Source organism: Serratia sp. SA088, from assembly GCF_049065515.1.
GTDB classification, from domain to species: Bacteria; Pseudomonadota; Gammaproteobacteria; order Enterobacterales; family Enterobacteriaceae; genus Serratia; species Serratia nematodiphila.
Genome location: NZ_JBAKGW010000002.1, coordinates 446,250 through 470,377 on the forward strand (window position 1 = coordinate 446,250; position 24,128 = coordinate 470,377).

General features: G+C 61.3%; 22 protein-coding genes, 2 tRNA genes and 2 other RNA genes. 9 read left to right on the forward strand and 17 right to left on the reverse strand.

Features of this window, described 5'->3' with window-relative positions:
* Positions 1–153: 153 nt before the first annotated feature.
* Positions 154–549, reverse strand: coding sequence for a RidA family protein (locus ACOWVD_RS07185; protein WP_015377479.1), 396 nt, complete (start codon positions 547–549; stop codon positions 154–156).
* A 149-nt stretch (positions 550–698) separates the two neighbouring features.
* Here ACOWVD_RS07185 and ACOWVD_RS07190 point away from each other — a divergent pair, with 149 nt between their 5' ends.
* Entirely contained in the window at positions 699–1,595 is an 897-nt protein-coding gene (locus ACOWVD_RS07190) for a LysR family transcriptional regulator (RefSeq protein ID WP_004928843.1), read from the forward strand.
* Positions 1,596–1,599: 4 nt separating this feature from the next.
* On the opposite strand, the gene dksA is transcribed toward ACOWVD_RS07190, so the two are convergent.
* Positions 1,600–2,025: an RNA polymerase-binding protein DksA gene (gene dksA, locus ACOWVD_RS07195; RefSeq protein WP_004928840.1), complete on the reverse strand. Its 426-nt coding sequence runs from the start codon at positions 2,023–2,025 to the stop codon at positions 1,600–1,602.
* Positions 2,026–2,394: 369 nt separating this feature from the next.
* Here dksA and ACOWVD_RS07200 point away from each other — a divergent pair, with 369 nt between their 5' ends.
* Both ACOWVD_RS07200 and exoX read left to right on the forward strand, forming a co-directional pair.
* Positions 2,395–3,141, forward strand: a complete 747-nt coding sequence (locus ACOWVD_RS07200) for a carbon-nitrogen hydrolase family protein (RefSeq protein ID WP_164094998.1) — start codon at positions 2,395–2,397, stop codon at positions 3,139–3,141.
* A gap of 26 nt (positions 3,142–3,167) precedes the next feature.
* Positions 3,168–3,836: an exodeoxyribonuclease X gene (gene exoX / locus ACOWVD_RS07205; RefSeq protein WP_421105556.1), complete on the forward strand. Its 669-nt coding sequence runs from the start codon at positions 3,168–3,170 to the stop codon at positions 3,834–3,836.
* A 35-nt stretch (positions 3,837–3,871) separates the two neighbouring features.
* Here the strand turns inward: exoX and ACOWVD_RS07210 are convergent, their stop codons facing one another.
* The 6 genes from ACOWVD_RS07210 to ACOWVD_RS07235 all read right to left on the reverse strand — a co-directional run bounded on the left by ACOWVD_RS07210 (position 3,872) and on the right by ACOWVD_RS07235 (position 10,757).
* Complete coding sequence (locus ACOWVD_RS07210; RefSeq protein WP_197842788.1) at positions 3,872–5,905, reverse strand: S9 family peptidase; 2,034 nt, start codon at positions 5,903–5,905, stop codon at positions 3,872–3,874.
* Positions 5,906–5,973: 68 nt separating this feature from the next.
* Positions 5,974–6,627 carry a tellurite resistance TerB family protein gene (locus ACOWVD_RS07215; RefSeq protein ID WP_033645518.1) on the reverse strand — a complete coding sequence of 218 codons (654 nt, stop codon included), beginning with the start codon at positions 6,625–6,627 and terminating at the stop codon, positions 5,974–5,976.
* A 157-nt stretch (positions 6,628–6,784) separates the two neighbouring features.
* Positions 6,785–7,351 (reverse strand): molecular chaperone TorD family protein, encoded by a 567-nt coding sequence (locus tag ACOWVD_RS07220; RefSeq protein WP_197842789.1) that lies wholly within the window; start codon positions 7,349–7,351, stop codon positions 6,785–6,787.
* 42 nt (positions 7,352–7,393) lie between these two features.
* Positions 7,394–8,131 (reverse strand): phosphatase, encoded by a 738-nt coding sequence (locus tag ACOWVD_RS07225; protein ID WP_004928821.1) that lies wholly within the window; start codon positions 8,129–8,131, stop codon positions 7,394–7,396.
* A 90-nt stretch (positions 8,132–8,221) separates the two neighbouring features.
* Complete coding sequence (gene ghrA / locus ACOWVD_RS07230; protein WP_421105557.1) at positions 8,222–9,163, reverse strand: glyoxylate/hydroxypyruvate reductase GhrA; 942 nt, start codon at positions 9,161–9,163, stop codon at positions 8,222–8,224.
* A gap of 127 nt (positions 9,164–9,290) precedes the next feature.
* Positions 9,291–10,757 (reverse strand): peptide MFS transporter, encoded by a 1,467-nt coding sequence (locus ACOWVD_RS07235; RefSeq protein WP_049202801.1) that lies wholly within the window; start codon positions 10,755–10,757, stop codon positions 9,291–9,293.
* Between the two features lie 447 nt (positions 10,758–11,204).
* Here ACOWVD_RS07235 and ACOWVD_RS07240 point away from each other — a divergent pair.
* The 4 genes from ACOWVD_RS07240 to ACOWVD_RS07255 all read left to right on the forward strand — a co-directional run bounded on the left by ACOWVD_RS07240 (position 11,205) and on the right by ACOWVD_RS07255 (position 12,191).
* Positions 11,205–11,294 (forward strand) — tRNA-Ser (locus ACOWVD_RS07240).
* Between the two features lie 475 nt (positions 11,295–11,769).
* Positions 11,770–11,859, forward strand: a tRNA-Ser gene (locus ACOWVD_RS07245).
* A 46-nt stretch (positions 11,860–11,905) separates the two neighbouring features.
* Positions 11,906–12,025, forward strand: a non-coding RNA gene (locus tag ACOWVD_RS07250) — RtT sRNA.
* A 46-nt stretch (positions 12,026–12,071) separates the two neighbouring features.
* A non-coding RNA gene (locus ACOWVD_RS07255) (RtT sRNA) lies at positions 12,072–12,191 on the forward strand.
* A 54-nt stretch (positions 12,192–12,245) separates the two neighbouring features.
* On the opposite strand, the gene ACOWVD_RS07260 is transcribed toward ACOWVD_RS07255, so the two are convergent.
* Positions 12,246–12,602 carry a helix-turn-helix domain-containing protein gene (locus ACOWVD_RS07260; protein WP_004928813.1) on the reverse strand — a complete coding sequence of 119 codons (357 nt, stop codon included), beginning with the start codon at positions 12,600–12,602 and terminating at the stop codon, positions 12,246–12,248.
* 295 nt (positions 12,603–12,897) lie between these two features.
* Between ACOWVD_RS07260 and sdeA the strand changes: the two genes are divergently transcribed.
* Together sdeA and sdeB are read left to right on the forward strand one after the other, a co-directional pair.
* Positions 12,898–14,085, forward strand: a complete 1,188-nt coding sequence (gene sdeA / locus ACOWVD_RS07265; protein ID WP_044031464.1) for a multidrug efflux RND transporter periplasmic adaptor subunit SdeA — start codon at positions 12,898–12,900, stop codon at positions 14,083–14,085.
* Positions 14,086–14,109: 24 nt separating this feature from the next.
* Complete coding sequence (gene sdeB / locus ACOWVD_RS07270) at positions 14,110–17,253, forward strand: multidrug efflux RND transporter permease subunit SdeB (RefSeq protein WP_421105558.1); 3,144 nt, start codon at positions 14,110–14,112, stop codon at positions 17,251–17,253.
* A gap of 64 nt (positions 17,254–17,317) precedes the next feature.
* Here sdeB and ACOWVD_RS07275 read toward each other — a convergent pair whose 3' ends face one another.
* The 8 genes from ACOWVD_RS07275 to ACOWVD_RS07310 form a co-directional block, all read right to left on the reverse strand.
* The gene (locus ACOWVD_RS07275) at positions 17,318–17,797 is read right to left on the reverse strand and encodes an RrF2 family transcriptional regulator (protein ID WP_015377469.1); all 480 of its coding nucleotides are present in this window, start codon (positions 17,795–17,797) and stop codon (positions 17,318–17,320) included.
* 264 nt (positions 17,798–18,061) lie between these two features.
* Positions 18,062–18,598 carry a glycine zipper 2TM domain-containing protein gene (locus tag ACOWVD_RS07280; protein ID WP_004928798.1) on the reverse strand — a complete coding sequence of 179 codons (537 nt, stop codon included), beginning with the start codon at positions 18,596–18,598 and terminating at the stop codon, positions 18,062–18,064.
* A gap of 357 nt (positions 18,599–18,955) precedes the next feature.
* On the reverse strand, positions 18,956–20,260 hold the full coding sequence (locus tag ACOWVD_RS07285; protein ID WP_004928794.1) for an NAD(P)/FAD-dependent oxidoreductase: 1,305 nt from the start codon (positions 20,258–20,260) through the stop codon (positions 18,956–18,958).
* A gap of 332 nt (positions 20,261–20,592) precedes the next feature.
* Complete coding sequence (ycfP, locus tag ACOWVD_RS07290) at positions 20,593–21,135, reverse strand: alpha/beta hydrolase YcfP (RefSeq protein ID WP_015377468.1); 543 nt, start codon at positions 21,133–21,135, stop codon at positions 20,593–20,595.
* A 79-nt stretch (positions 21,136–21,214) separates the two neighbouring features.
* Entirely contained in the window at positions 21,215–22,234 is a 1,020-nt protein-coding gene (gene nagZ / locus ACOWVD_RS07295; RefSeq protein ID WP_421105559.1) for a beta-N-acetylhexosaminidase, read from the reverse strand.
* Between the two features lie 37 nt (positions 22,235–22,271).
* On the reverse strand, positions 22,272–23,138 hold the full coding sequence (thiK, locus tag ACOWVD_RS07300) for a thiamine kinase (RefSeq protein ID WP_338910075.1): 867 nt from the start codon (positions 23,136–23,138) through the stop codon (positions 22,272–22,274).
* The gene (lpoB, locus tag ACOWVD_RS07305) at positions 23,119–23,709 is read right to left on the reverse strand and encodes a penicillin-binding protein activator LpoB (protein WP_021504924.1); all 591 of its coding nucleotides are present in this window, start codon (positions 23,707–23,709) and stop codon (positions 23,119–23,121) included. Before lpoB ends, thiK begins: the two co-directional genes overlap by 20 nt.
* Before the next feature lie 26 nt (positions 23,710–23,735).
* On the reverse strand, positions 23,736–24,125 hold the full coding sequence (locus ACOWVD_RS07310) for a YcfL family protein (protein WP_049241725.1): 390 nt from the start codon (positions 24,123–24,125) through the stop codon (positions 23,736–23,738).
* Positions 24,126–24,128: the final 3 nt, after the last annotated feature.

The following is a 24,128-nucleotide window of genomic DNA, read 5'->3' on the forward strand; positions in this document are numbered from 1 at the left end:
GCTTTCCGTCTCTCTGTGAGTCATGCTTTCATCAAAGCGGAAGCCGCCCGGCAGGTCAACGATAAAACCCGAAAACTCGAACGCGCGCCGGGAACTCGGCGCGCGTTTGCTCAAAATCACAACGACCTGCTTGCAAAACGCCCACAGGCCCGATCAGTTCAGGTGCGCAATCGCGCTGATCTCCACCAACTGCTCGGGCGAAGCCAGCCCGGTGACGCCGATCAGCGAACCGGCGGGCCGGTGAGCGCCGACATAGCGTTTGAACAACGCAACGCAGGGTTCAAAATGCGCCTGTACGTCAGTCAGATAGATCTCCACATACGCCAGGTTCGAACGTTCGGCGCCGAATCCCGCCAATACCCGATCCAGGTTGTCCAACGTCTGTTGGGTTTGCCGTTCGATATCGCCCGCGCCGATAAACTCACCCTGCATATCATGGGAAAACTGCCCCGAAATGTAGAGGGTGTCTTTGACGCGAACGCCTTGGGACACGCCATTCTCCTCTTCCCAAATGACCCCATGATGGTAGTGCGTGATGCCGTTTTTCATGCTGCTTCTCCAACCGTTTATCGTTTCCATGGCGACTATAATCGTTTGATTGGCGAATGGACGTCGTCACTGAAACGACATTGGATATGCAGTTAATTCATTGAATATGTTAAATTAATTCTCTTATCACCGGCTCTCGGGGGGGCGGCATGTTGCGGGCGAATCTCAATGACATTCAGGTTTTCATGGCCGTCGTCGACGCCGGCAGTTTTGTCGCCGGCGGACAGACGATGGGGCTGTCGCGCTCGGCGGCGGGCAAAGCCATCGCGCGTCTGGAGCAGCGGCTGAGCGTGCGGCTGTTGCATCGCACCACGCGTTCACTTGGCCTGACCGACGAGGGGCGGGAGTTTTATCGGCGCGGTCTGCAGATCCTCGCTTCGGTCGACGACGCCGAGGCCAGCGTGGCCGGCGACAAAGGCACCGCACGCGGGGTGCTGCGGTTGACCGCTCCCGCCGCCTTCGGCAGACGGATCCTGTTGCCGCTGGTGCCGAAATTTCTCGTCGCCTGGCCTGAGGTGCAGGTGGAGATCAGTTTTTCCGATCGCCTGGCGGATATCGTGGAAGAAGGATTTGATTTAGCGGTGCGGATCGGCGTCACGGCGCCGGATACCCGGCTGGTGTCCAGAACCCTCGCCAGGTATCGCGCCCTGCTGTGCGCCTCCCCCGCCTACCTCGCCGCCCGTGGCGAACCGCAAACCGTCGAGTCGCTCGCCGGGCATGAGGCTCTGCTGTTCAGCAGCCGCAACCAAAAACAGCCCTGGCGGCTGCGCGACGAGCGCGGCGAATGGGTCAAGGCCCCGGTGCGCGGCCGCCTGCGGCTGGACAGTGGGGAAGCGTTACGCGACGCCGCTCTGTCCGGGTTGGGCATCGCGTATCTGCCGGAGTTTATGATTGCGGAGGACCTGGCCGCCGGCCGTCTGCGGCAGGTGTTGCGCGCCGTGGCGGGTGAAGAAGTCAGGATTGTGGCGCTCTATCCGAATAAGCGCCTGCTGGAACCTCGCGTCAGGCGCTTTCTCGATCTGTTGGTGGATACGCTCGGCGGCTGAGACCTTACCCGCCTTTACGCATATGCGGCTCACGCATCTCCTGCGCGGTTTTCGCCTCGATGCTCAGCTCCGCCGTCGGGCGCAGCAGCAGACGCGCCAGCCCGATGGGTTCGCCGGTTTCCCGGCAGTAGCCGTATTCGCCGTTCTGCAAGCGCGCCAGCGCCGCATCGATTTTCGGCAACAGGCGGCTTTCGCGATCCAGCTGGCGGAACAACAGGCGCAAATCCTCTTCGCGCGCCGCCTTATCGGCCTCATCGCCCGTCGCTTCGCCGCCATCGATCTCTTTTTTCAGCTCATCGATGTGCAGCAGCAGCTTTTGCCGCTCATCCTGCAGCAGCTGACGGAAAAACGCCCGTTGAACCGAGTTCATATAATCAGAATCCGGCATGGCCAGCAGTTGCTGCGCATCCGGTAATGCCATCACAGTCATTGCGTTCTCCGAATATTGAAAGTGTAATATTATAACATAATAATTATTTTTATCACCCGGTCATCCTAAAACAAAATCTCATGTGTAAACAGAAAGTTAAATGCAATTCGCACTTTGTCGCTTGCATCCTGCCGGCTTTAGGCGGTTAATGGCTGAGCAAGCCACCCAATCATAGGTAACGAGAGGCCATCATGAGTAAGGGAATGGATAGCAAAAAAAATGCGAAGAAGAAGCCGTTGAAAACCCCAGCTGAGAAACGTGCGGAGAAACGCGCCAAAAAAGCGCATCCGTCTGGTGAGTAAGCGTCCTTCCATCCGTCATTAAACCCGCCAAGGCGGGTTTTTTATTGCCTCACAGGAGAGATGGCCGATGTCCTGTTTCACCCTCGCCGCCGCCCAATACCCCGCCGCTGCGGCCGATATCGCCTGCAACCTTGAACGTCACCTTGAATTTGTCGCGCAGGCAGCCCAACAGCAGGTGCAGCTGCTGGTGTTTCCCGAACTGTCGCTAAGCGGCTATGAACTGGCTGATGCTGCCGAACTGGCGCTGACGCTGGGCGATCCGCGTCTGCAACCGCTCGCTGCGGCGGCGCAATCGCATCAGATGACGATCATCGTCGGCGCGCCCTTATGCAGCGGTCAGTCACTGCATATCGCTGCCTTGATCTTTCATCCCAATGGCGCATTGACGCCCTATACCAAGCAGCATCTGCACGGCGAGGAACGGCAACGGTTCTTGCCCGGCGATGGCGGCACGCTGCTGGAAATACATCGGCAACGCATCGCGCTGGCCATCTGCGCCGATACTTCGGAGCCCGGCCACGCAAGCGCCGCCGCACAGGCGGGCGCGCAGATTTATGCTGCCGGCGTGCTGGTATCTGAAGCCGGTTACGCGAAAGACAGCGCCGCGCTGGCAGGCTATGCCCGGCGTTACGGCATGGTCACGCTGATGGCCAACCATGCGGCGCCGACCGGCGGCTGGATCCCGGCGGGCCGCAGCGCCATCTGGGATGAAACGGGAGCGCTTTTGGTTGCCGCGCCGGATGACGCTCCTGGTCTTATCATCGCCGGCAAGACTTCCGACGGTTGGCACGGTCGCCTGTGCCGGTTAAGCTGAAGCCTGACGGCAACGCGGAGGAAAGCATGACGTTACGCGTAATAGATACCGAGACCTGTGGGCTGGACGGCGGCGTGGTGGAAGTGGCCTCCCTCGATCTGCTCGACGGCCAGTTAACCAATCCGATGAGCGACCTGGTCAGCCCGGACCGCCCCATCAGCCTCGACGCGATGGCTATTCACCACATCACCGAACAGATGGTGGAAGGCAAACCGCGCATTGCGGTGGCGATCGGCCGCTATCAGGGCAGCCCCTACTATGTGGCGCACAACGCCGCCTTTGATCGCGGGGTGTTGCCGGAGATGAACGGCGCCTGGATCTGCACCCTCAAGCTGGCGCGCACGCTGTATCCGGACATCAAGTACGGCAACCAGTATCTGCGCTACGCGCTGAACCTGGACGTGCAGCTGCCGGCAGACGCCACGCTGTACCCGCACCGCGCGCTGTACGACTGCTACGTCACCGCCGCGCTGCTGCAACGCATCATCAAGGATTCGGGCTGGACGCCGGAGCAAATGGTGCAGATCACCGAACAGCCGGTGCTGCTGAAGAAGTTCAAATTCGGCAAGTATCGCGGGCAGGAAATCGATCGCATCGCCCAGGAAGATCCCGGCTATCTGCGCTGGATGCTGAAATCCATCGACGAACTGAGCCCGGACATGAAACACACGCTGAAATACTATCTGATTGGCTAGCACAGCGGGCGGCGCAGGCCGCCCGCTGTTCGCCGTTACTCCGCCAGCGCCAGAATGAAGGCGTACTCCAGCGCAATATCCTCATAGGCCTTGAAGCGGCCGGATTTTCCGCCGTGGCCGGCATCCATGTCGGTATACAGCAGCAGCTGCCGATCGTCGGTTTTCAGCTCGCGCAGCTTGGCCACCCACTTGGCCGGCTCCCAATACTGCACCTGCGAATCGTGCAGGCCGGTGGTCACCAGCAGATGCGGGTATGCCTGCGCCTTCACCTGATCGTACGGGCTGTACTGCTTGATGTAGTCGTAATAGGCCTGCTCGTTCGGGTTGCCCCACTCGTCGTATTCGCCGGTGGTCAGCGGGATCGACTCGTCCAGCATGGTGGTCACCACGTCGACGAACGGCACCTGCGCCACCACGCCGTGGAACAGCTGCGGCGCCTGGTTGATCACCGCGCCCATCAGCAGGCCGCCGGCGCTGCCGCCCATGGCGAACACCCGCTTGCCGTCGCCGTACCCCTGGGCGATCAGCGTTTCGGTCACGTCGATAAAATCGTTGAAGGTGTTCTGCTTGTTGAACAGTTTGCCGTCTTCATACCACAGCTGCCCCAGCTCACCGCCGCCGCGAATGTGCGCCAGCGCGAACACGACACCGCGATCCAGCAGGCTCAGGCGGCTGGCGCTGAACGCCGGATCCATGCTGCTGCCGTAAGAGCCGTAGCCGTACACCATCAGCGGGTTGGCGCCGCGCTGGAAGCTGTCCTGGCGATACACCAGCGAGACCGGCACCTCGACGCCGTCGCGCGCCTTCACCCACACCCGCTCGCTGCGGTAGTTTTCCGGCGTGAAGTTCTTCACCTCCTGCTGTTTGAGCATCGTCCGCTCACCGCTGTCCATGTTCAGCTCGTACAGCGTGGTCGGGGTGGTCATCGACGAATAGCCGTAGCGCAGCAGCGCGGTTTCCGGATCCGGGTTATACGCCAGCCAGGTGGTGTAGGTCGGATCGTCGAAGGCGATGCGCTTCTCTTCGCCCGTCTGCCAGTGGATCTGGCGCAGCAGCGTCAGGCCGGCATTGCGCTCTTCCACCACCAACCAATCGCGGAACAGGCTGAAGCCCTCCAGCATCACGTCGGCACGCGGGGCGATCAGCGTCTGCCACCGCGCTTCGTCCGCCTGCTCGCTTTGGTACAGGCCGAAGTTCTTGCCGTCCTTGTTGGAGCGGATGTAGAAATGCTGGTGATAGTGATCGATGGCGTACTCGTGATCCTTGCGGCGCGGCACGAACAGCTGCGGCTTGGCGTCCGCACGATCGGCGTCCAGCAGCAGGATCTCCGAGGTGGTGGTGCTGCTCAGGTGGATCAGGATAAAACGCTCGGAGGTGGTCTTCTCCAGCCCGACGTAAAAGGTATCGTCCAGCTCTTCGTAAATCAGCTCATCCTGCTGCGGATCGCTGCCCACCACGTGGCGATAGACCTGATACGGCAACAGCGTCTTGGCGTGCTTGCGCACGTAGTACACCGTCGAGGAGTCGTTGGCCCACTCGAAGCTGCCGGAGGTGTTTTCCAACACTTCCTCCGCCCAACTGCCGTCGGCCAGGTTCTTGAAGCGAATGTCATACTGACGGCGCGACAGGAAATCCTCCGCCACCCCCAGCCGCTGATTGTCTGGGCTGACGTCCAGCCCGCCCAGGGTGTAAAACTCGTGGTTCTCGGCGCGCTGGTTGCCGTCGATAAGCACTTCCCAGTGCTCGCTCTCGGCCTGCGGCTGGCGCACATAAATCGCGTATTCGTTGCCCGGCTCGTAGCGCGTCTGATAGCGATAGCCGTGGCGCACGTAAGGCACCGAATGTTCCTGCTGCGGAATGCGCGCCACCATCTCTTCGTACAGGGTTTCGCGCAGCGCCTGCTGCGGTTTCAGCATCGCATCGGTGTAGGCGTTCTCCGCCTGCAGGTAGTCCAGCACCTGGCGGTCTGCGCGCTCGTCGTCGCGCAGCCAGTAGTAGTCATCCACGCGCGTGTCGCCGTGGATGGTGATGGGATAAGGACGTTTTTCCGCTTTCGGTGGGGTCATCATTGCTAAATCATCCGCTTACATAGATTGCGGCAAGAGTGACACGATTCCCCCCGGCTTGCCAAGCGGCGCTATGCCAGCTCGCGCTTTTTCTCGTTGACGTCGCTCTCGATGCCCTGCTTGACGTCCGCCGGGATCTTCAGCGCCTGCGCCAGCGCATCGAGGTAGCCGCGCTCCATAAAGTGATCGACGTCGATCACCAGACAGCTCAGGTAGTAAACCTCCAGCGCCTCGTCTTCGTTTTGCACGCTGCGGGCGATCAATTCCGGGTTGAGCGGCTGATCGAGCGCTTCCTGCACCCAGCCCTGCGCCTCTTCCCCCACCTGCAGCTGCGACAGGCTGTGATCGATGGCGCGCTGCTCGTCGGCATCGATATGGCCGTCGCTCTTGGCGGCGAACACCAACGCCTGCACCAAACGCTTGGCGCGCAGATCCACCGGCGTGGTTTGCAAACCGAACTGCGGTTCGTCCTGATGGGTCTCTTTCACCCGCTGCTTATACTTGTTCCACAGCACCGCGCCCACCGCCGCGCTGCCGCCGATAATCAGCGCATTCTTGCCGAACTTGCCCACCAGCTTGCGCGAGGATTTGTTGGCCAACAGCACGCCGACCAAACCGCCCAGCGCCGTGGGCGCCAGCAGCTTGCCGATGCCTTCCGCCCCGCCCATCGCGCCGGCCTTCTGCCCGATCAACGTTTGAATCTGCTGCATCCAGTTACTTTTCATCATCTACCCCTTGCGTGAAAAAGCGCGGCGCGCAGGCGCGGCCGAACCGACGGTAAACCGCCAGATTAGGGGATCTTTTGTCAATTTACGTCTGGGGGATGCAAACCTGTGTTTAGCGGATCGGCGGGCCGGGCGGCCCGCCTGGATGGCTGCGGCGTTACGCGTCTTCGTCGTCCTGCTCGTACTCCGCCAGCTCGTCGCGCATCGCCTGGATGGCGTCGCGGGTCATCAGCGCCAGCGTGCGGTAGAAACCGGTGGTGGCGTGCGCTTCCACTTTGCCGAGGAAGCGGCCGCACCACGGCAGCAGAAACTCGTCGAACAGCGCGATCTGCGCCTGCGCTTCATCTTCCTGCGACTGATCCTCCAGCCAGGAAGCGGCCAGCAGCAGCTGGCCGAAATGGTCGGCCGGCGCCTCCGCCAGCGGCATGCCGCGCTGCTGCAGGAAGGTGCGCACTTCCGCTTCGCTGGCGCCTTCGACGTAGTCGGAGCGGAACGGCGACACGCTGCATTCGCTGCCGACGAACATCGCGTTAAAGTCGGTCGCCAGCTGGTTGACGTCGCAGCCCTGCTGCAGGCGCTTCAGCAGGTCATCCTGCTCCAGCGGCCAGTGCTGCTGCAGCTTGCCCTCTTTGATCAGCGCGAACAGCGGCACCAGCAGCGGATCCTGCGGCTGGCGGTAGAACAGCGTACCCAGCACGCGGCAGACAATGGAAAACTCATTCATGATAATGCCTTATACAATACGGAAAATTTTGCCGGGACGATGTCACAAATCGGCCAATTCCGCAATCGCCGGCTTGCCGCGCCGCTCGAGAAAATCCAGCAACCGGCGCGGGCTGACGTTGAGAATGCGCTCCTGCGGGAAGCCCACCTCTTCGATGATGCGCTCGCAGTGCTCGAAATTACCCAGTGAAAAAGCGACGTGCGAATCCGAACCCAGCGCCAGCCAGCCGCCGGCGTCGCGCACCGCGGCGGCGATCGCCCGGCAGTTGGCCTCGCTGCCCTTGCGGGAGTGGGTGAACGACGAGTTATTCAGCTCCAGCGCCACCTCGTATTTGGCCGCCGCCGCCGCGACGGCGGGAATATCGATCGGGTAACGCGGGTTGCCGGGGTGGCTGATGATATGCACGTCTCCCTGCGCCATCGCGGCGATCATCGCTTCAGTATTGGACGCTTTATCCTGCGGCGCAAACACCGGCTCATGGAAACCGGCGATGATCACGTCGGTGGCCGTCAGCATCGGGCCGGTGCAGTCGATATCGCCCTGCAGGTTTTTGATGTTGGCTTCGATACCGCGCAAAATGCCCACGCCGTTCACCCGGCGCGGCCACACGTGCATGTTCATGAAGTGCCAGTAGTGCGGCGCATCGGCCATGTCCGGGCCGTGATCGGTGATGGCGAACAGCTTGATGCCCTTCTGCTGGGCTTCGGCGATGTAATCGTGCAGCGTGCTGTAAGCGTGGGTGCTGGCGACGGTGTGCATATGCAAATCAACGGGGTACATTGTTTCTCCTTCCAGAGGGCCCGCCCGCAAAGGTACGGACAGGCGCGATGACGATAACAGCTTATCAGTTACCGAACGGCGGCTGAAGGCTCAGTAACCCCGTTGCCTGTCGACCACGCCGGCCGGGGCATGCCCCGCCTCCAGCGCGCGAATATTGGCGGCGATCTGATCCATCGCCTGCTGCGGCAACGTGATGGCAGCAATATGCGGGGTAATGGTGACACGCGGATGACGCCAGAACGGGTGATCCTGCGGCAGCGGCTCGCGGGCGAACACGTCCAGCGTGGCGGCGGCCAGTTGCCCCTGCTCCAGCGCTGCCAGCAGATCGGCCTCCACCAGATGCGCGCCGCGCGCGATGTTGATGAGATAGGCGCCCGTGCTCAGCTGCGCGAACAGCTCGCGGTTGAGGATGCCGACGGTCTCCGGCGTATTGGGCAGCAGGTTGATCAACAGTTTTACGCCGTCGAGAAAGGCGCCGCGCTGCGCCTCTCCGGCGAAGCTTTGCACGCCGTCGATCTGTTTGGCGCTGCGGCTCCAGCAGCGTACGCTAAAGCCAAACTCGGTCAGCTTGCGCGCCACGCTCTGCCCCAGCACGCCGGCGCCGAGGATGCCGATAGTGAAATCATCCAGCGAGTGCGGATCGAGCGGTTGCCATTCCTGCCGCTGCTGCAACGCCTGATACTCGTCGAAACGGCGGAAATAGCGCAGCACATAGCTCAGCGCATATTCCTGCATCTGCTGCGCCATGCCGGTATCCTCCAGCCGCAGCAGCGGCACGCCGGCGGGCAGTGTGCCGGGGTGTTTGCGCTCCTGATCGAGAATGGCGTCGACGCCGGCGCCGAGGGCGAACACCGCTTTCAGATCGCGGCGGTTGGCTAACATCTCGTGCGGCGGGCGCCATACCAGCGCGTAATCCGCCGGCCGCTCGTCGCCGCGCTGCCATTCGCGGATCTCGGCCTGCGGCAGGCGTTGCTTGATGCCGGTCAGCCATTCCTGGGCGTTAAACAAGGGGTGGTAATAGATGATGTTCATACTGCGGGCTCCGGTTTGTTTTTATTGGTTTTCCTTCAGCCTTCCGCGATTCGCCGCCGGATGCAAGCGTTAAAGCCCAAAATAAAAACAGCCCCGACCAGTGGGGCTGCTGTGTATTCTCGCCAAATCAGGCGGCAGACGGACCGTCGCGCCGGATAAGGCGCCGCAACAGCGGAATGAGGATCAGCATCGCCACGCCGACGCCCGTCGCCCCCCAGCCCAGCGCGCTGAAGATTTCGCTGTAGCCGGGATTGGTTTGCAGCGGCGTGCTGCCGCTGTTTTCCGGCATCAGGCCGGAGACGTAGCCCGCCAGCACCGAGGCGACGCCGGTCACCATCATCCAGCAGCCCATCATCACGCCCTGATAGCGCGGCGGCGCCAGCTTGCCGATCATCGCGTAACCGATCGGCGAGATCATCAATTCACCGACGCTTTGCAGCACATAGCTGATGACGATCCATTTAAACGCCACCAGCCCGTCGCCGCCGGCCATGCTGATGCCCAGCGGCAGCACCAGCATGCCAAGCCCGATGCAGAACAGCGATCCGGAGAACTGCAGCGGAATGTCGATGTTGCAGCCGCGAGCGCGCAGGCGGTTGAACCACCAGGCCAGCAGCGGGCCGCCCACCACGATCACCAGCGTGTTGATATTCTGGATCCACTGCGGCGCCACCTGAATGCCGTAAACGTTCAGGTTGATGTTGTGCTCGGAGAACAGCATCAGCCCCATCGGCGCCAGCTGATACAGCGCCCAGAACACCAGCGACCCCAGCGCCAGGATCAGATAGGCCGCCATTCTGCGGCGCTCATCGCGCGGATGGTGGCGCAGCGTCACCACGCACAGCATCAGGAAGATCAGCGCGCCGAGCACGATCACGAAATGGCCGCTGAACTCGGCGTGGGTCAGCATCACGCGGATAATCGGCACCAGCGCCACCAGCACCGCCAGCCCGACCAGCATGCGCCAACGGTATTGACTGCGGCTGGCATCGTGCAGCGGCGTATTGAGATCCGCCAGAATCCGCCAGCGGCAGACGGCGACGATGATCGCCGCCGCATTGCCCAGCGTGGCGAACAGGAACAGCGCGCGATAGTTTTCCGTCAGTTGGAAATACCCGGCGACGGTAAAGCCAACGAAGAACCCGAGGTTCATGCCAGCGTAGTTCCACAGGAATGCCGATTCGCGCCGGTCATCATCCGGTTTGAAACGCTGGGTGAGCATCATATTAATGCAGGTCACGTTAAGGCCGCTGCCGGTCAGGAACATCGCCAGCCCCCAGTACAGCCCCCACACGCCCGCGACGGCAATCAGCGCGCAGCCGATCACCTGCAACACCATGCCCAGCACGAACAGATTGCGGTTACTGAGGAAACGGCCGCCGAGGTAGCCGCCGAACATGTGCAGACCATAGTTGAAGGCGCCGAACACGCCCATCATGGCGTTGGCGCTGCTTTCGTTGAAGCCCAATCGCTTGGTGGCGTACAGCACCAGCGTGGAGTAAAGCACGGCGAAGCCCAGTGTGGCGAAGATCTGGATGAAGAACAGCGCCCCCGCACCGGGGGGAATGGCATGGCGCGCTTGCGGCGCCGGCATGGCATCTGAAGGAGTCAAAACGAACCTCTACTGCATTATTATGTAATGAGTCTGTCCCTGTCTGCGATATCGCCGGCCTGTCTCCCGGCAATCTGCGCGGCGCCGTGATGTTCCTTGCCAAAAACGCCGCGCCGACATAATTCCATTTAGCGACACATTTGACTAATAATCCAGTATTAATGCATATAACAGCAAATAGACCGATCTCATTGGCGATATATTGAGCTACCCGTATAGAAAAAGGTCAAACAATCATCTTTCACGCGTTTTGAACGTAGTCCACCCTGCCCGCCGGCGGCCAAGAGTGGGAATATCGTTCGGTAAATCAGCAAATTGCTGCAAGTTTGGCTAAACAGTCATGAGAATGAAATAAGAGGGTTGACGCTGAGATCAGATTCTCCTACATTAGCGCCCGTCGACAGCGCAAGGCGTTATCGATGACAAAACGGTGAGGTGTCTGAGTGGCTGAAGGAGCACGCCTGGAAAGTGTGTATACGCGAAAGTGTATCGAGGGTTCGAACCCCTCTCTCACCGCCAAATTCGAAGAGAAAGCCTGGATTCGCGTCCAGGCTTTTTTTTTTGCATGGCGCACCGCCGAGAGAGGCGAGAAGCCTCGACAGGGTTCGACAAAACGCCTGCGTTTTGGACCGCCAACGGCGGCCCGCAGGGTGAGCGCAGCGAATCAAGCCCTCTCTCACCGCCAAATTCAAAGAGAAAGCCTGGATTCGCGTCCAGGCTTTTTTTTTTGCATGGCGCACAGCCGAGAGGGGCGTGCGCAGCGCATCTCCCTCCCTCTGTGACCGTGATTCCCATTTCCGCCGGTTATCCACGAACCTTACCCCTGATGTTCTCGCTCTTTCATGGCTTCCGCCCTGCCGTTCGCCGCAGTTTTCAGCAAAGTGAACACGGCTTGAGCGGACGAACAAAAACACAGAAATTATTCTTGACCGGATCGGCCCCACTCCCTATAGTAGCGCCCCGTTGCAGCGATGATTTCGCAACAAAAAAATATGGTGAGGTGTCCGAGTGGCTGAAGGAGCACGCCTGGAAAGTGTGTATACGCGAAAGTGTATCGAGGGTTCGAATCCCTCCCTCACCGCCATATTCTACGAAGAAGCCTGAGCTCACGTTCAGGCTTTTTTGTATGCATAGCGCACCGAGCGGGAGGGTGAGAGCCCTCGACAGGGTTCGACAAAACGCCTGCGTTTTGGACCGCCAACGGCGGCCCGCAGGGTGAGCGCAGCGAATCTATCCCTCCCTCACCGCCATATTCTACGAAGAAGCCTGAGCTCACGTTCAGGCTTTTTTGTATGCATAGCGCACCGATCGGGAGGGTGAGAACCCTCGACAGGGTTCGACAAAACGCTTGCGTTTTGGACCGCCAACGGCGGCCCGCAGGGTGAGCGCAGCGAATCTATCCCTCCCTCACCGCCATACAAAAAAGCCCGAACGCAAATTCAGGCTTTTTTATCCCCATACCCCAACCGCTCAGTGGTGCGTGCGCCCCATTGACGCCGGCTGCGCCAGCGCGCGGCGCCAATCGCCCGGCGTTTGGCCGAATTGGCGTTTGAAGCTGCGGTTGAACGACTGCTGTGAGTCGAAGCCGAGCGAGATCGCCACGCTGACGATAGGCTCGCCGCTGTTGGCCAGGCGCTCCGCCGACACTTTCAGTTTTTGCATGCGGATATACTCCCCCAGCGCGTAGCCGGTCTGGCGTTTGAACATGCGCTGCAGATGCCATTTGGAATAGCCCGCGCGGTCCGCCACGGTGTTGATATCCAGTTTCTCTTCCAGATTGTTGTCGATCCACGCCTTCAAATCGGTAATAAAGCCCGTAGTGTTCATGCTGATGCTCCCATCATTCGGCAGGGTCACCCTCTGCCCGATGCACATACGTTGCAACAGTTTCGCTTTAAATGCAATTTTTATTATTGCATTTACCGGAAAGCCGCCACTATACTCCCCCCAATTAATGTAACCGATATTGATACATTAATGTGACACCAATGTGTTTCAAAACCTAACGTTGCGCCGCTGCACGGCGCAGCCGCCCCCTCACCGCTCGCCGGTGCGGGGGCGAATCCCGGAGAACAGGGCCGGGTGTGGGGCCTGACCGCGCTTACTTATCGGAATAAAAATAATGGCAAATCAACCAAACTCATCGTTCAACGCCGGCGGCCGCACGCGCGCCGTCGCTCTGGGTCAGCGGCTCTCCGGGGTGGCGCTGTTGGCCGCCCTGCTCGCCGGATGCGACAACAGCGTCGCGCACAATGCCCCACCGCCGCCGCCGGTGGTCAGCGCCGCCAGCGTAGTGGTCAAGCCGATCAGCCAGTGGGATGCCTTCAACGGCCGGGTCGAGGCGGTGCAGAGCGTGCAACTGCGCCCACGGGTCTCCGGTTACATCGAGCGGGTCAACTACACCGAAGGCGACGAGGTGAAAAAAGGCCAGGTGCTGTTCACCATCGACGATCGCACCTACCGCGCCGCGCGCGAACAGGCGCAGGCAGAGCTGGTGCGGGCGCGCAACCAGGCCGCCCTGGCGCGCAGCGAATCCTCGCGCACCGAGAAACTGATCGGCACTCAGGCCATCTCTCAGGAAGTATGGGAGCAGCGCCGGTCATCCGCCGCGCAGGCGCAAAGCAACGTGCTGGCGGCGCAGGCCCAGCTCGATATGGCGCAGCTGAATCTCGACTTTACCCGCGTTACCGCGCCGATTGACGGGCGCGCCAGCCGCGCGATGATCACCGCCGGCAACCTGGTCACCGCCGGCGACAGCGCCAGCGTGCTGACGACGCTGGTGTCGCTCGACAAGGTCTACGTCTATTTCGACGTGGATGAAGCCACCTTCCTGCGCTATCAGCAGCAAGGCCGGCACGATGCCCGCCTGCCGGTGAAAGTCGGCCTAGTAGGCGAAGACGGCACTCCGCATCAGGGGCTGGTGGACTTCACCGATAACCAACTGAACGCCGGGACCGGCACCATCCGCATGCGCGCCCTGCTCGACAACCGCGATCGCCGCTTCACGCCGGGGCTGTTCGCCCGGGTACAGATGCCCGGCAGCGCCGAGTTCAACGCCATGCTGATCGACGACAAAGCGGTGATGACCGACCAGAACCGCAAGTTCGTTTACATCGTCGATAAAGACGGCAAGGCGCAGCGCCGCGACATTGACGTGGGCCGCATGGCCGAAGGATTGCGCATCGTGCAGAAAGGGTTGGCAAACGGCGATCGGGTGATCGTCGACGGCATGCAGAAAGTGTTTATGCCGGGCATGCCGGTCGACGCGAAAGCCGTCGCCATGAACCCTATCGCCTCCACGCTTAACTAAGCTCCCAGCAGAGACTTCTGACCCATGGACTTTTCCCGCTTTTTCATCGACCGACCGATCTTCGCCGCGGTGCTGTCGATACTGATTTTTGTCGCCGGGGTGATAGCCATCCCGCTGCTGCCGATCAGCGAGTACCCGGACGTGGTGCCGCCCAGCGTGCAGGTGCGTGCAGAATACCCGGGCGCCAACCCGAAAGAGATCGCTGAAACGGTGGCCACGCCGCTGGAGGAAGCGATCAACGGCGTCGAAAACATGATGTACATGAAATCGGTCGCCGGTTCCGACGGCGTGCTGGTGACCACCGTCACCTTCCGCCCGGGCACCGATCCCGATCAGGCGCAGGTGCAGGTGCAAAACCGCGTGGCGCAGGCCGAAGCGCGCCTGCCGGAAGACGTGCGCCGCCAGGGGATCACCACCCAGAAACAGTCTCCGGCGCTGACGCTGGTGGTGCATCTGGTATCGCCTTCCGGCAAGTACGACTCGCTGTACCTGCGCAACTACGCCACCCTGAAGGTCAAGGATGAACTGGCCCGCCTGCCGGGCGTCGGCCAGGTGCAGATCTTCGGCGCCGGCGAATACGCAATGCGCATCTGGCTCGATCCGAACAAGGTCGCCACGCGCGGGCTGACCGCCTCCGACGTGGTGAGCGCCATGCAGGAGCAGAACGTGCAGGTTTCCGCCGGCCAGCTTGGCGCGGAACCGATGCCGACGCGCAGCGACTATCTGCTGTCGATCAACGCCCAGGGCCGCCTGCAAACCGAAGAAGAGTTCGGCAACATCATTCTCAAGAGCGGCGATAACGGCGAGATCGTGCGGCTGCGCGACGTGGCGCGCATCGAAATGGGCTCCGGCAGCTACGCGCTGCGCGCCCAGCTTAATAACAAGGATGCGGTCGGCATCGGCATCTTCCAGTCACCGGGCGCCAACGCCATCGAGCTGTCGGACGCGGTGCGCGGCAAGATGGCCGAGCTGGCGACCCGCTTCCCGGACGGCATGAGCTGGAAGTCGCCATACGACCCGACGGTATTCGTGCGCGACTCGATCCGCGCGGTGGTAGATACCCTGCTGGAAGCGGTGATCCTGGTGGTGCTGGTGGTCATTCTGTTCCTGCAGACCTGGCGCGCCTCGATCATTCCGCTGCTGGCGGTACCGATCTCCGTGGTCGGCACCTTCGCCGCGCTGTATCTGCTGGGCTTCTCGCTCAACACCCTCAGCCTGTTCGGGCTGGTGCTGGCGATCGGCATCGTGGTGGATGACGCCATCGTGGTGGTGGAGAACGTCGAGCGCAACATCGAAGAGGGGCTGTCGCCGCTGGCGGCGGCGCACCAGGCAATGCGCGAGGTCTCCGGCCCGATCATCGCCATCGCCGTTGTGCTGTGTGCGGTGTTCGTGCCGATGGCGTTCCTTTCCGGCGTCACCGGCCAGTTCTACAAGCAGTTCGCCGTCACCATCGCCATCTCGACGGTGATCTCCGCCATCAACTCGCTGACCCTGTCGCCGGCGCTGGCGGCGCGCTTGCTGAAACCGCACGGCGCGCCGAAAGACCTGCCGTCGCGCCTGATCGACCGGCTGTTCGGCTGGCTGTTCCGGCCGTTCAACCGCTTCTTCGCCAGCGGCTCGCAGCGTTATCAGCACGGGGTATCCCGCGTGCTTGGCCGACGCGGCGCGGTGTTCGTCGTCTACCTGCTGCTGCTGGCCGCCGCCGGCGTGATGTTCAAGACCGTGCCCGGCGGCTTTATCCCGACGCAGGACAAGCTGTATCTGATCGGCGGCGTGAAGATGCCGGAAGGCGCCTCGCTGGAGCGCACCGATGCGGTGATCCGCAAAATGAGCGCCATCGGCCTGAGCGTGGACGGCGTCACCGATGCGGTGGCCTTCCCCGGCCTGAACGCGCTGCAGTTCACCAATACGCCGAATACCGGCACGGTGTTCTTCGCACTGGAGTCGTTGAACACCCGTACCCGCACCGCAGCGCAGATCAACGCCGAGATCAACGCGCGCATTTCGCAGATCCAGGAAGGTTTCGCCTTCTCGATCATGCCGCCGCCGATCCTCGGCATCGGCCAGGGCTCCGGCTATTCGCTGTACGTGCAGGATCGCGGCGGGCTGGGTTACGGCGCGCTGCAGACGGCGATCAACACCCTGTCCGGCGCCATTATGCAAACGCCGGGAATGGGGTTCCCGATCTCCTCCTATCAGGCCAACGTGCCGCAGCTGGACGCCAAAATCGATCGCGACAAGGCCAAGGCGCAGGGGGTGCCGCTCAACGCGCTGTTCAGCACGCTGCAGACCTACCTCGGTTCGTCTTACATTAACGACTTCAACCGTTACGGCCGCACCTGGAAGGTGATGGCGCAGGCCGACGGCCAATTCCGCGACAGCGTGGAAGACATCGCCAACCTGCGCACCCGCAACGATAAGGGCGAAATGGTGCCGATCGGCAGTATGGTCAGCATCGGCACCACCTACGGCCCGGATCCGGTGATCCGTTACAACGGTTTTCCGGCAGCGGATCTGATCGGCGACGCCGATCCGCGCGTGCTCTCCTCTACCCAGGCGATGGGCGCGCTGACGCAGATGGCCGGCAAGCTGTTGCCGAACGGCATGAACATCCAGTGGACCGATCTGAGTTACCAGCAATCGACCCAGGGTAACGCCGCGCTGGTGGTGTTCCCGGTGGCGGTGCTGCTGGCGTTCCTCGCGCTGGCGGCGCTGTACGAAAGCTGGACGCTGCCGCTGGCGGTGATCCTGATCGTGCCGATGACCATGCTGTCGGCGCTGTTCGGCGTGTGGCTGACCGGCGGCGACAACAACGTGTTCGTTCAGGTCGGGCTGGTCGTTCTGATGGGGCTGGCCTGCAAGAACGCCATTCTGATCGTCGAGTTCGCCCGCGAACTGGAAATGCAGGGCAAAGGCATCGTCGAAGCGGCGCTGGAGGCCTGCCGCCTGCGGCTGCGGCCGATCGTGATGACCTCCATCGCCTTCATCGCCGGCACCATCCCGCTAATCCTTGGCCATGGCGCCGGCGCCGAAGTGCGCGGCGTCACCGGCATCACGGTGTTCTCCGGCATGCTGGGGGTCACCCTGTTCGGGCTGTTCCTGACGCCGGTGTTCTACGTCACCTTGCGGCGCCTGGTGGCGCGCAAAGCGCAGCCGCAGACGGCGTAATCATCATCCTGAAATGCAAAAAGGTCGGGCAATGCCCGACCTTTTTTATGCGCTCCATCCGGCATTATTTACCGGCGGCTTCAGCCTCTTGCTCGGCGGCGTATTCCGCGCAGGCGCGCTTGTCGCCCCGCTCCAGCTCGGCCAGCGAGTCGGCCACGGTGTGGCGCGCCAGCACCGCGAGCGAAGCCTGTTCGGCCTCGTTCACCACCGATTTGAAATACCAGCAGGCGTTGGCGCTCACCAGGCAACGAGCCGGCACTTCAGGGCGGGAAGCCCAGATGCGCTTGTCGTCGATTACCGCCAGATAGATGTCCCGCAGGGTGATCTCTTCCGCCGGACGGCCGAGGTGGATAGAGCCGTTTCGGCCCAAGGTGGAAACGATGATGCCGTCTTTGGTCAGCGGCACCATCAGTTTGCGGATAAAGCTGGGGTTGGCTTCCAGAGCGGCGGCGAGGGTGGCGCTCGTCGAACGCATGCCCTGCTTCTCAGCTACGGCGACGCTAAGGACCATTTGCAACGCTGTCGGAAAGCGAAAATCTAACATGTCGTTATCTCTGCGAGACGAAATACTCGGGTTTGGCCGGTGTGGCGATTGGCGCCGATAACACCGCTTAATTGCACAATAATATAACAAACGCAGGGGCTTTTTTGAAGTTTCGCCCAGCGATATCGCACGCAGACATTAGAACGATCGCAAACTTTTGGGCAGGCAGAAAACAGAAACCCGCGTCAATGTTAACGCCGCTCGCTTAACCGGGTTAAACGATCAGAACTAACACTGCCCGCGGGTTTAATTCGAATGTGGCGATCAGGCTCTGTTCAACACCAGCTGGCCGTTTTTATCCAACGGGATTTGCGTGCCCGGATCGTGATCCATGCGGATCTTGCCCTGCTGATTGCCGATCTTGTAGGTCACGTCATAGCCCAGCATTTTCTGAGACTTGTCGTAGACCGTTTTGCAACGCTGCTGAACGCTGGTGGTGACGTCGTTGTTCTGCATCGCCCCTTGCACCTGGTTGCCGGCGTAGCCACCGCCCAGCGCGCCGACCACGGTCGCCACGTCGCGCCCGCGACCGCCGCCGAACTGGTGGCCAATCACGCCGCCCGCCACTGCGCCCAGCACAGAGCCGGCGATGCGGTTTTCATCCTGCACCGGTGCGCGGTGCGTCACGGTGACGTTGCGGCATTCCTGACGCGGCGTTTTGATGGTTTCTTTAATCGGTGTGGCGGCGAGCACCTGCGCATATTGCGGACCGGCAGAAAAGACGTCCAGGCTGGCTACCGCAGCAATCCCCAGAGCGGCAGCGATACCAATTCCAACACCGGCTAACATTGACTTGTTCACAGGAAACCTCCTGAAAGTGTTACCACGCATTTTTTCCGGGGTCTGTTACCGGCTGGCACCGCGCTTATTATTTTGCGCATGGGCGGCTGGCGGTATCCCGGTTTACGGCGTGCGCGACGCGCCGTCTGTAAACGAGGTAAAGTCTGCACAATGATCTGAAGGCCCGCAATAAGACAAGGGGACCAAAAATGCGGGAAAACGACCGTTTTCCCGTTGTTTAGGAGGAATCTTAAGAATTTTACCCATGCCAACGACGGCTTATGCAGAAGAATCAAGCAACCGCCGCCGTTAGCCTCGCGCCGCCATAAAAAAAACCCGCGCGGGCGAACCGGCGCGGGTTGGTCGACAAAGGCGGGATCAGTGCATCTTCAGGCGCGGACGGATCACCCGGTTAATGCCGCCCACCAGCATCATCAGGCCGGTTTTGATGTAGCCATGCAACGCTACCTGATGCATGCGGTACAGCGAGATGTAGACGAAGCGCGCGATGCGCCCTTCCACCATCATCGAACCGCGCATCAGGTTGCCCATCAGGCTGCCGACGGTGCTGAAGCGCGACAGCGACACCAGCGAGCCGTGATCTTTATACACGTAAGGCTTCAGCGTCTGGCCGTTCATCAGCGCCAGAATATTGGTGGCGCAACGCGAAGCCATCTGGTGCGCCGACTGCGCGCGCGGCGGCACGAAACCGCCGCCCTCTTTCGGACAGGAAGCGCAGTCGCCGATGGCGAAGATGTTCGGATCGCGCGTGGTCTGCAGCGTCGGCTCCACCACCAGCTGGTTGATGCGGTTGGTTTCCAGGCCGCCGATGTCCTTCATAAAGTCCGGCGCCTTGATGCCGGCCGCCCACACCATCAGATCGGCGTCGATGAATTCGCCGCCCTTGGTATTCAGCCCCTTGGCGTCCGCGCTGGTCACCATGGTGTTGGTCAGCACGCGCACGCCCAGTTTGATCAGCTCCTGGTGCGCGGCGGCGGAAATGCGCGGCGGCAGCGCCGGCAGGATGCGCTCGCCGGCTTCCACCAGCGTCACGTTGAGCGCGCTGTTGTCCAGGCCTTCAAAGCCGTAGCTGTGCAACTGCTTCACCGCGTTGTGCAGTTCGGCGGACAGTTCAACGCCGGTGGCGCCGCCGCCGACGATAGCGATGTTGACCCGCTCTTTTTGCCCCGGCTGCGCCGAGAACTTCAGGAACAGGTTGAGCATTTCGTTGTGGAAACGACGTGCCTGATGGGGGTTATCCAGGAAGATGCAGTGCTCTTTCACGCCTGGCGTACCGAAATCGTTCGAGGTGCTGCCCAACGCCATCACCAGAATGTCGTACGGCAATTCGCGCGCCGGCACCAGCTCGCCGCCCTGCTCGTCGCAGATCTGCGCCAGCTGCAGCGTTTGCGTCTCACGGTTGATGTTGGTCAACGACCCCAGCTGGAAGCTGAAATGGTGATTGCGCGCGTGCGCCAGGTAGCTGAGCGCATCTACGCCGTCATCGAGGGAACCGGTCGCCACTTCGTGCAACAGCGGTTTCCACAAATGGCTGTGGTTGCGATCCACCAACGTGATCTCGGCTTTGTTCTTGCGGCCAAGTTTATGGCCCAGGCTGGTCGCCAGCTCCAAACCACCGGCGCCGCCGCCAACAATAACGATTTTCTTCTTTGGCGTTGTCAAAATAACCCCCTAAATGTGAACCATTTGTTATCCCAGGGTAAATAAATAATATCCTTAGAATACATAGGGTTCGCTTAAAATAAATCGGCTCTCTGCAGCCAGAATAGCATGTGAGGTTATTTGGTCATACCAAAATTGACGTACATCAAATTTTTTTGGTTAAAGGCTGGACGCGGTTTTTTTTTGGGGATTGTGATTCAAATAGTTAGCGCTGAGTCACAGTTTTAAATTTTGCCGATTGCCACACAGAATCTTGCTTTGACGTACAAAAAAGCCGCACTTTCCGCCGGTGAAAAACGGGGCGCGCGGCTCGCGGCAGCGTTATGAAACTGTTAACCCAGCGCCTTGAACGCCTTGAGCCGCTGCAGATGCGGAGAGATGTTTTTAAACTTGTGCGTCTGCTGTTCATCCCACACGATCTCGTAGTAGTGATGCAGCAATTCGGCGCTGCGCCGGTTATCCAGCACCTCGTCGTGGCGCGACAGCACCACCAGACAGCGATCGCGGTTTTTCTCGCGGAAATCCTCCACGCACTTGGTGGCGATATCGCGATACTCTTCCGGCCGGTCTATCTTGCCGTGCATGTGCTCTTCCGGGTACAGGTTGGGATTGAACATCGCCTGGCGAATGCCGCACAGGAAGCCGATGCGCTCCGCCCAGAAGCCGCCGAGGCCAACCCCGCAGATCAACGGGTGCGCATCGCCGCCCTGCTGCACCGCCTTGTCCACCTCTTTCAACAGATGCTGCATGTCGTGACGCGGATGCAGCGTGCTGTAGCTGATAAAGCGCACGTCCGGATCGATAAACTGCAGCTGTAATACCTTTTCATGATTGCCGGGACTGGTGGAATCGAAGCCGTGCAAATAGATAATCATGTGGATCCTCGCAACAAGCCAAGGGCCGCGGGCGCGGCCCTCATCATTTCCGCTCTGCGCCGCGATGCGGCACCTGGATTCACCCTTGCGAACGCTGCTTGTGCTCCTCCCAACGCTCGCTCAACGCGCTGAGCGCCTTGTGCGCCTGCTGCCAGCGCTCGGAGTCACGCAGTTCCTGACGGGTGAACTGACCGCGATGATATAACCACTTCACCTTCTCTGCTTTGACCGGGGACAGGTTATCCAACACGCTGACCGCACCGGCGCGGTTGTTGCACACCAGAATCATGTCGCATCCGGCATCCAGCGCCGCCTGGCCGCGCTCGGCGTAGCTCCCCATGATGGCGGCGCCTTCCATCGACAGATCGTCGGAGAAGATCACGCCGTCGAAGCCCAGCTCCTGACGCAGGATCTGCTGCAGCCAGTAAGGCGAGCCGCTGGCCGGACGCGGGTCCGCTTCAGTATAGATGACGTGGGCCGGCATGACGGCGTCCAGCAGCTGGCGGTTGATCAGCTCGCGGAAGATCGCCATGTCGTGCTCGCGGATCTGCGCCAGCGGCCGCGGATCGCGCGGGGTTTCCTTATGCGAATCGGCGCTGACGGCGCCGTGCCCCGGGAAGTGTTTGCCGGTGGTTTTCATGCCGGCGCTGTGCATGCCGAGGATGAAGCGCTCCGCCATCGCCAGCGCCTGCGGCGGATCGCTGTGGAACGAACGCTCGCCGATCGCCGCGCTGCCGTGGCCGATGTCCAGCACCGGCGCGAAGCTGATGTCGATATCCTGCGCGATCATCTCCGCCGCCATCAGCCAGCCGGCCTCCTGCGCCAGACGGCCGCCTTCCTGCGCATCGTGCAACGCGGCGAACGACTGCGCCGCCGGCAAACGGGTGAAACCCTCGCGGAAACGCTGCACGCGCCCGCCCTCTTGGTCTACCGCCACCACCAGCCGATCGTGCGAGGCGGCGCGGATCTGGCGCACCAGCTCACGCAGTTGCTCCGCATCGTGGAAGTTACGGGTAAACAGGATCAATCCGCCAACCAGCGGGTGTTTCAAAATCTCGCGTTCTTCTGCATCCAGCTCGTAGCCGGCGACATCTAGCATTACTGGGCCCACGGGCACCTCACTTCATTTTGTTCGTTCAGAATTCAGATGATGATAAACAGAATCGCCGGCGCACCGCAGCGCCCCAGCGCAAAAATTCAACGTCGCCGCTCTGCTGCCAGCGCACTTCAAACCACAGCAGCATCAGATAATCCACCCACGGCAGCCAACGGCGCACCTGCGCCTGCAACCGGGCGACGTCGCGATAGCCCTGATGCGCGTAGTGCTGCAAAAAGCGCTGCTGCTGTTCGGCCGACCAGCCGTTGCTGCGAAACAGCACAGCGATATCCAGCGCTATGTCGCCGTCGGCGGCATACTCCCAGTCGATCAGCCGCAGCTCTTCGCCGGTGGCGAGAAGATTGCCCGGATGGATATCCATGTGCAGCGGCGCCAGGCGCAGCGGCCGTGGCAAGGCGCTGCGTAAAAAATGACGCTGCAGGCGCAGCCAGGCGGGGGTTAAACGCCGCGTATCCAGCTGCTGCCAGTAGCGGAGGAATTGCCGCCGCAGATCCAGCCGGTAACCGCTGAGCGGCCGCCGATGCAGCGTCGCCACCATCGCCGCCAGCTCGCCGCGCTGATTCAGCGCGTCAAATTCGGCATTTGTGACGACGTCACCTTCAAGCCATTCGAGGATAAGCCACTGATTATTCTGTGCGAAAACCCGTGGCCCCAGCCCCGGCGCACAGCGACGCAGGACCTGCGCCTCCCGCCGCCTGCTCACGCCCAGCGCGCGTTTCTCCGCGCTATGTTGCCGCGCCAGCAGCGTGACGCCCGAGCCGTCGATGCGCCAGCTCTCGCCGGTCAGCCCCTGCACCGGGCTGAAATGACAACCGGCGGTATTCACCGCCGGCAGTCTGGTTTCCATCAATCGTCGCAGCGCGGCCTCAGCGTTTAACGGCGCCATTGCCCGACCAGACGATCTCGCCGGTTTGCACCAGCATCAGCTGCATATCCAGCGCCGGTGACTTCACGTCGCCGCTGACATCGCTGTACAGCACGTACTGCGCGCCGACGATGCGCGCCAGGCCAATCGCCTTACTGCGCGAGCCGAAGCTGTCATCCGCCGACAGGCCCAGCGTTTGTCTGGCGCTGGTCAGCTTCGCTTCCGGCACCACGCTGAAAGTGGAGTTCGACGCCAACGCCTTATACAGTGCCGCGGTGGCTTTGCCCATCTGCAGCGAGCCGTTGGTGTTGTTCTTGACGCTGTCCAGCAGCAGCACGCTGCCGGCCGTGACGCCATCGGCCTTCAACATCTGCCCCACCAGCGGCTGCACGCTGCCCAGCCAGTCGAGCTGCTGGATTTTCGGCGGCTGCGGCACCGGCTCGGTAGTTGGCGGCTGCGGCTGCTCCACCGGCGGCGTCGGCTGATCCGGCTCGACGGTGACCGGCGGCAACGGTTGTTCCGGCTCAGGCGGGCGCGACAGACAGCCGCTCAAGGTTAATGCGGCCAGCGCCACTAAGACGTACTTTTTCATGCTTTTTCTCCAAACCTGGCAAGCGCTTACAGGTACAGAAACAGACGCGCGCTTTTAGCGTCCAGATTGCCGTTAATCGAGTAGATTTTGGCGTCCGAGTCGGGTGCCACCACGATCTCACGCGGTTTCTCGAAGGGGCGAATATCCAGCCCCTGCGCGTCGTACCAATAGAAACGGTAATGTACGGTGACCGGCGTCGGCTGACTGTTATTGAGCACCGAGGTTGCCATCACCCGCCCGGAAGCGTTCGAAATCGAGGGCGTATCGGCCAGAATACCGGCGGTCAGCACCGAGGGATCCATCACCACCGTCTGCCCTTGGTTGACAGCGATGCCGGGCGGTGAGCTGCATCCCATCAACAACGCGGCGGGCAGCGCCAACGCCATCAGACCACGCAGAGTTTTTTTACCGCGCATGAT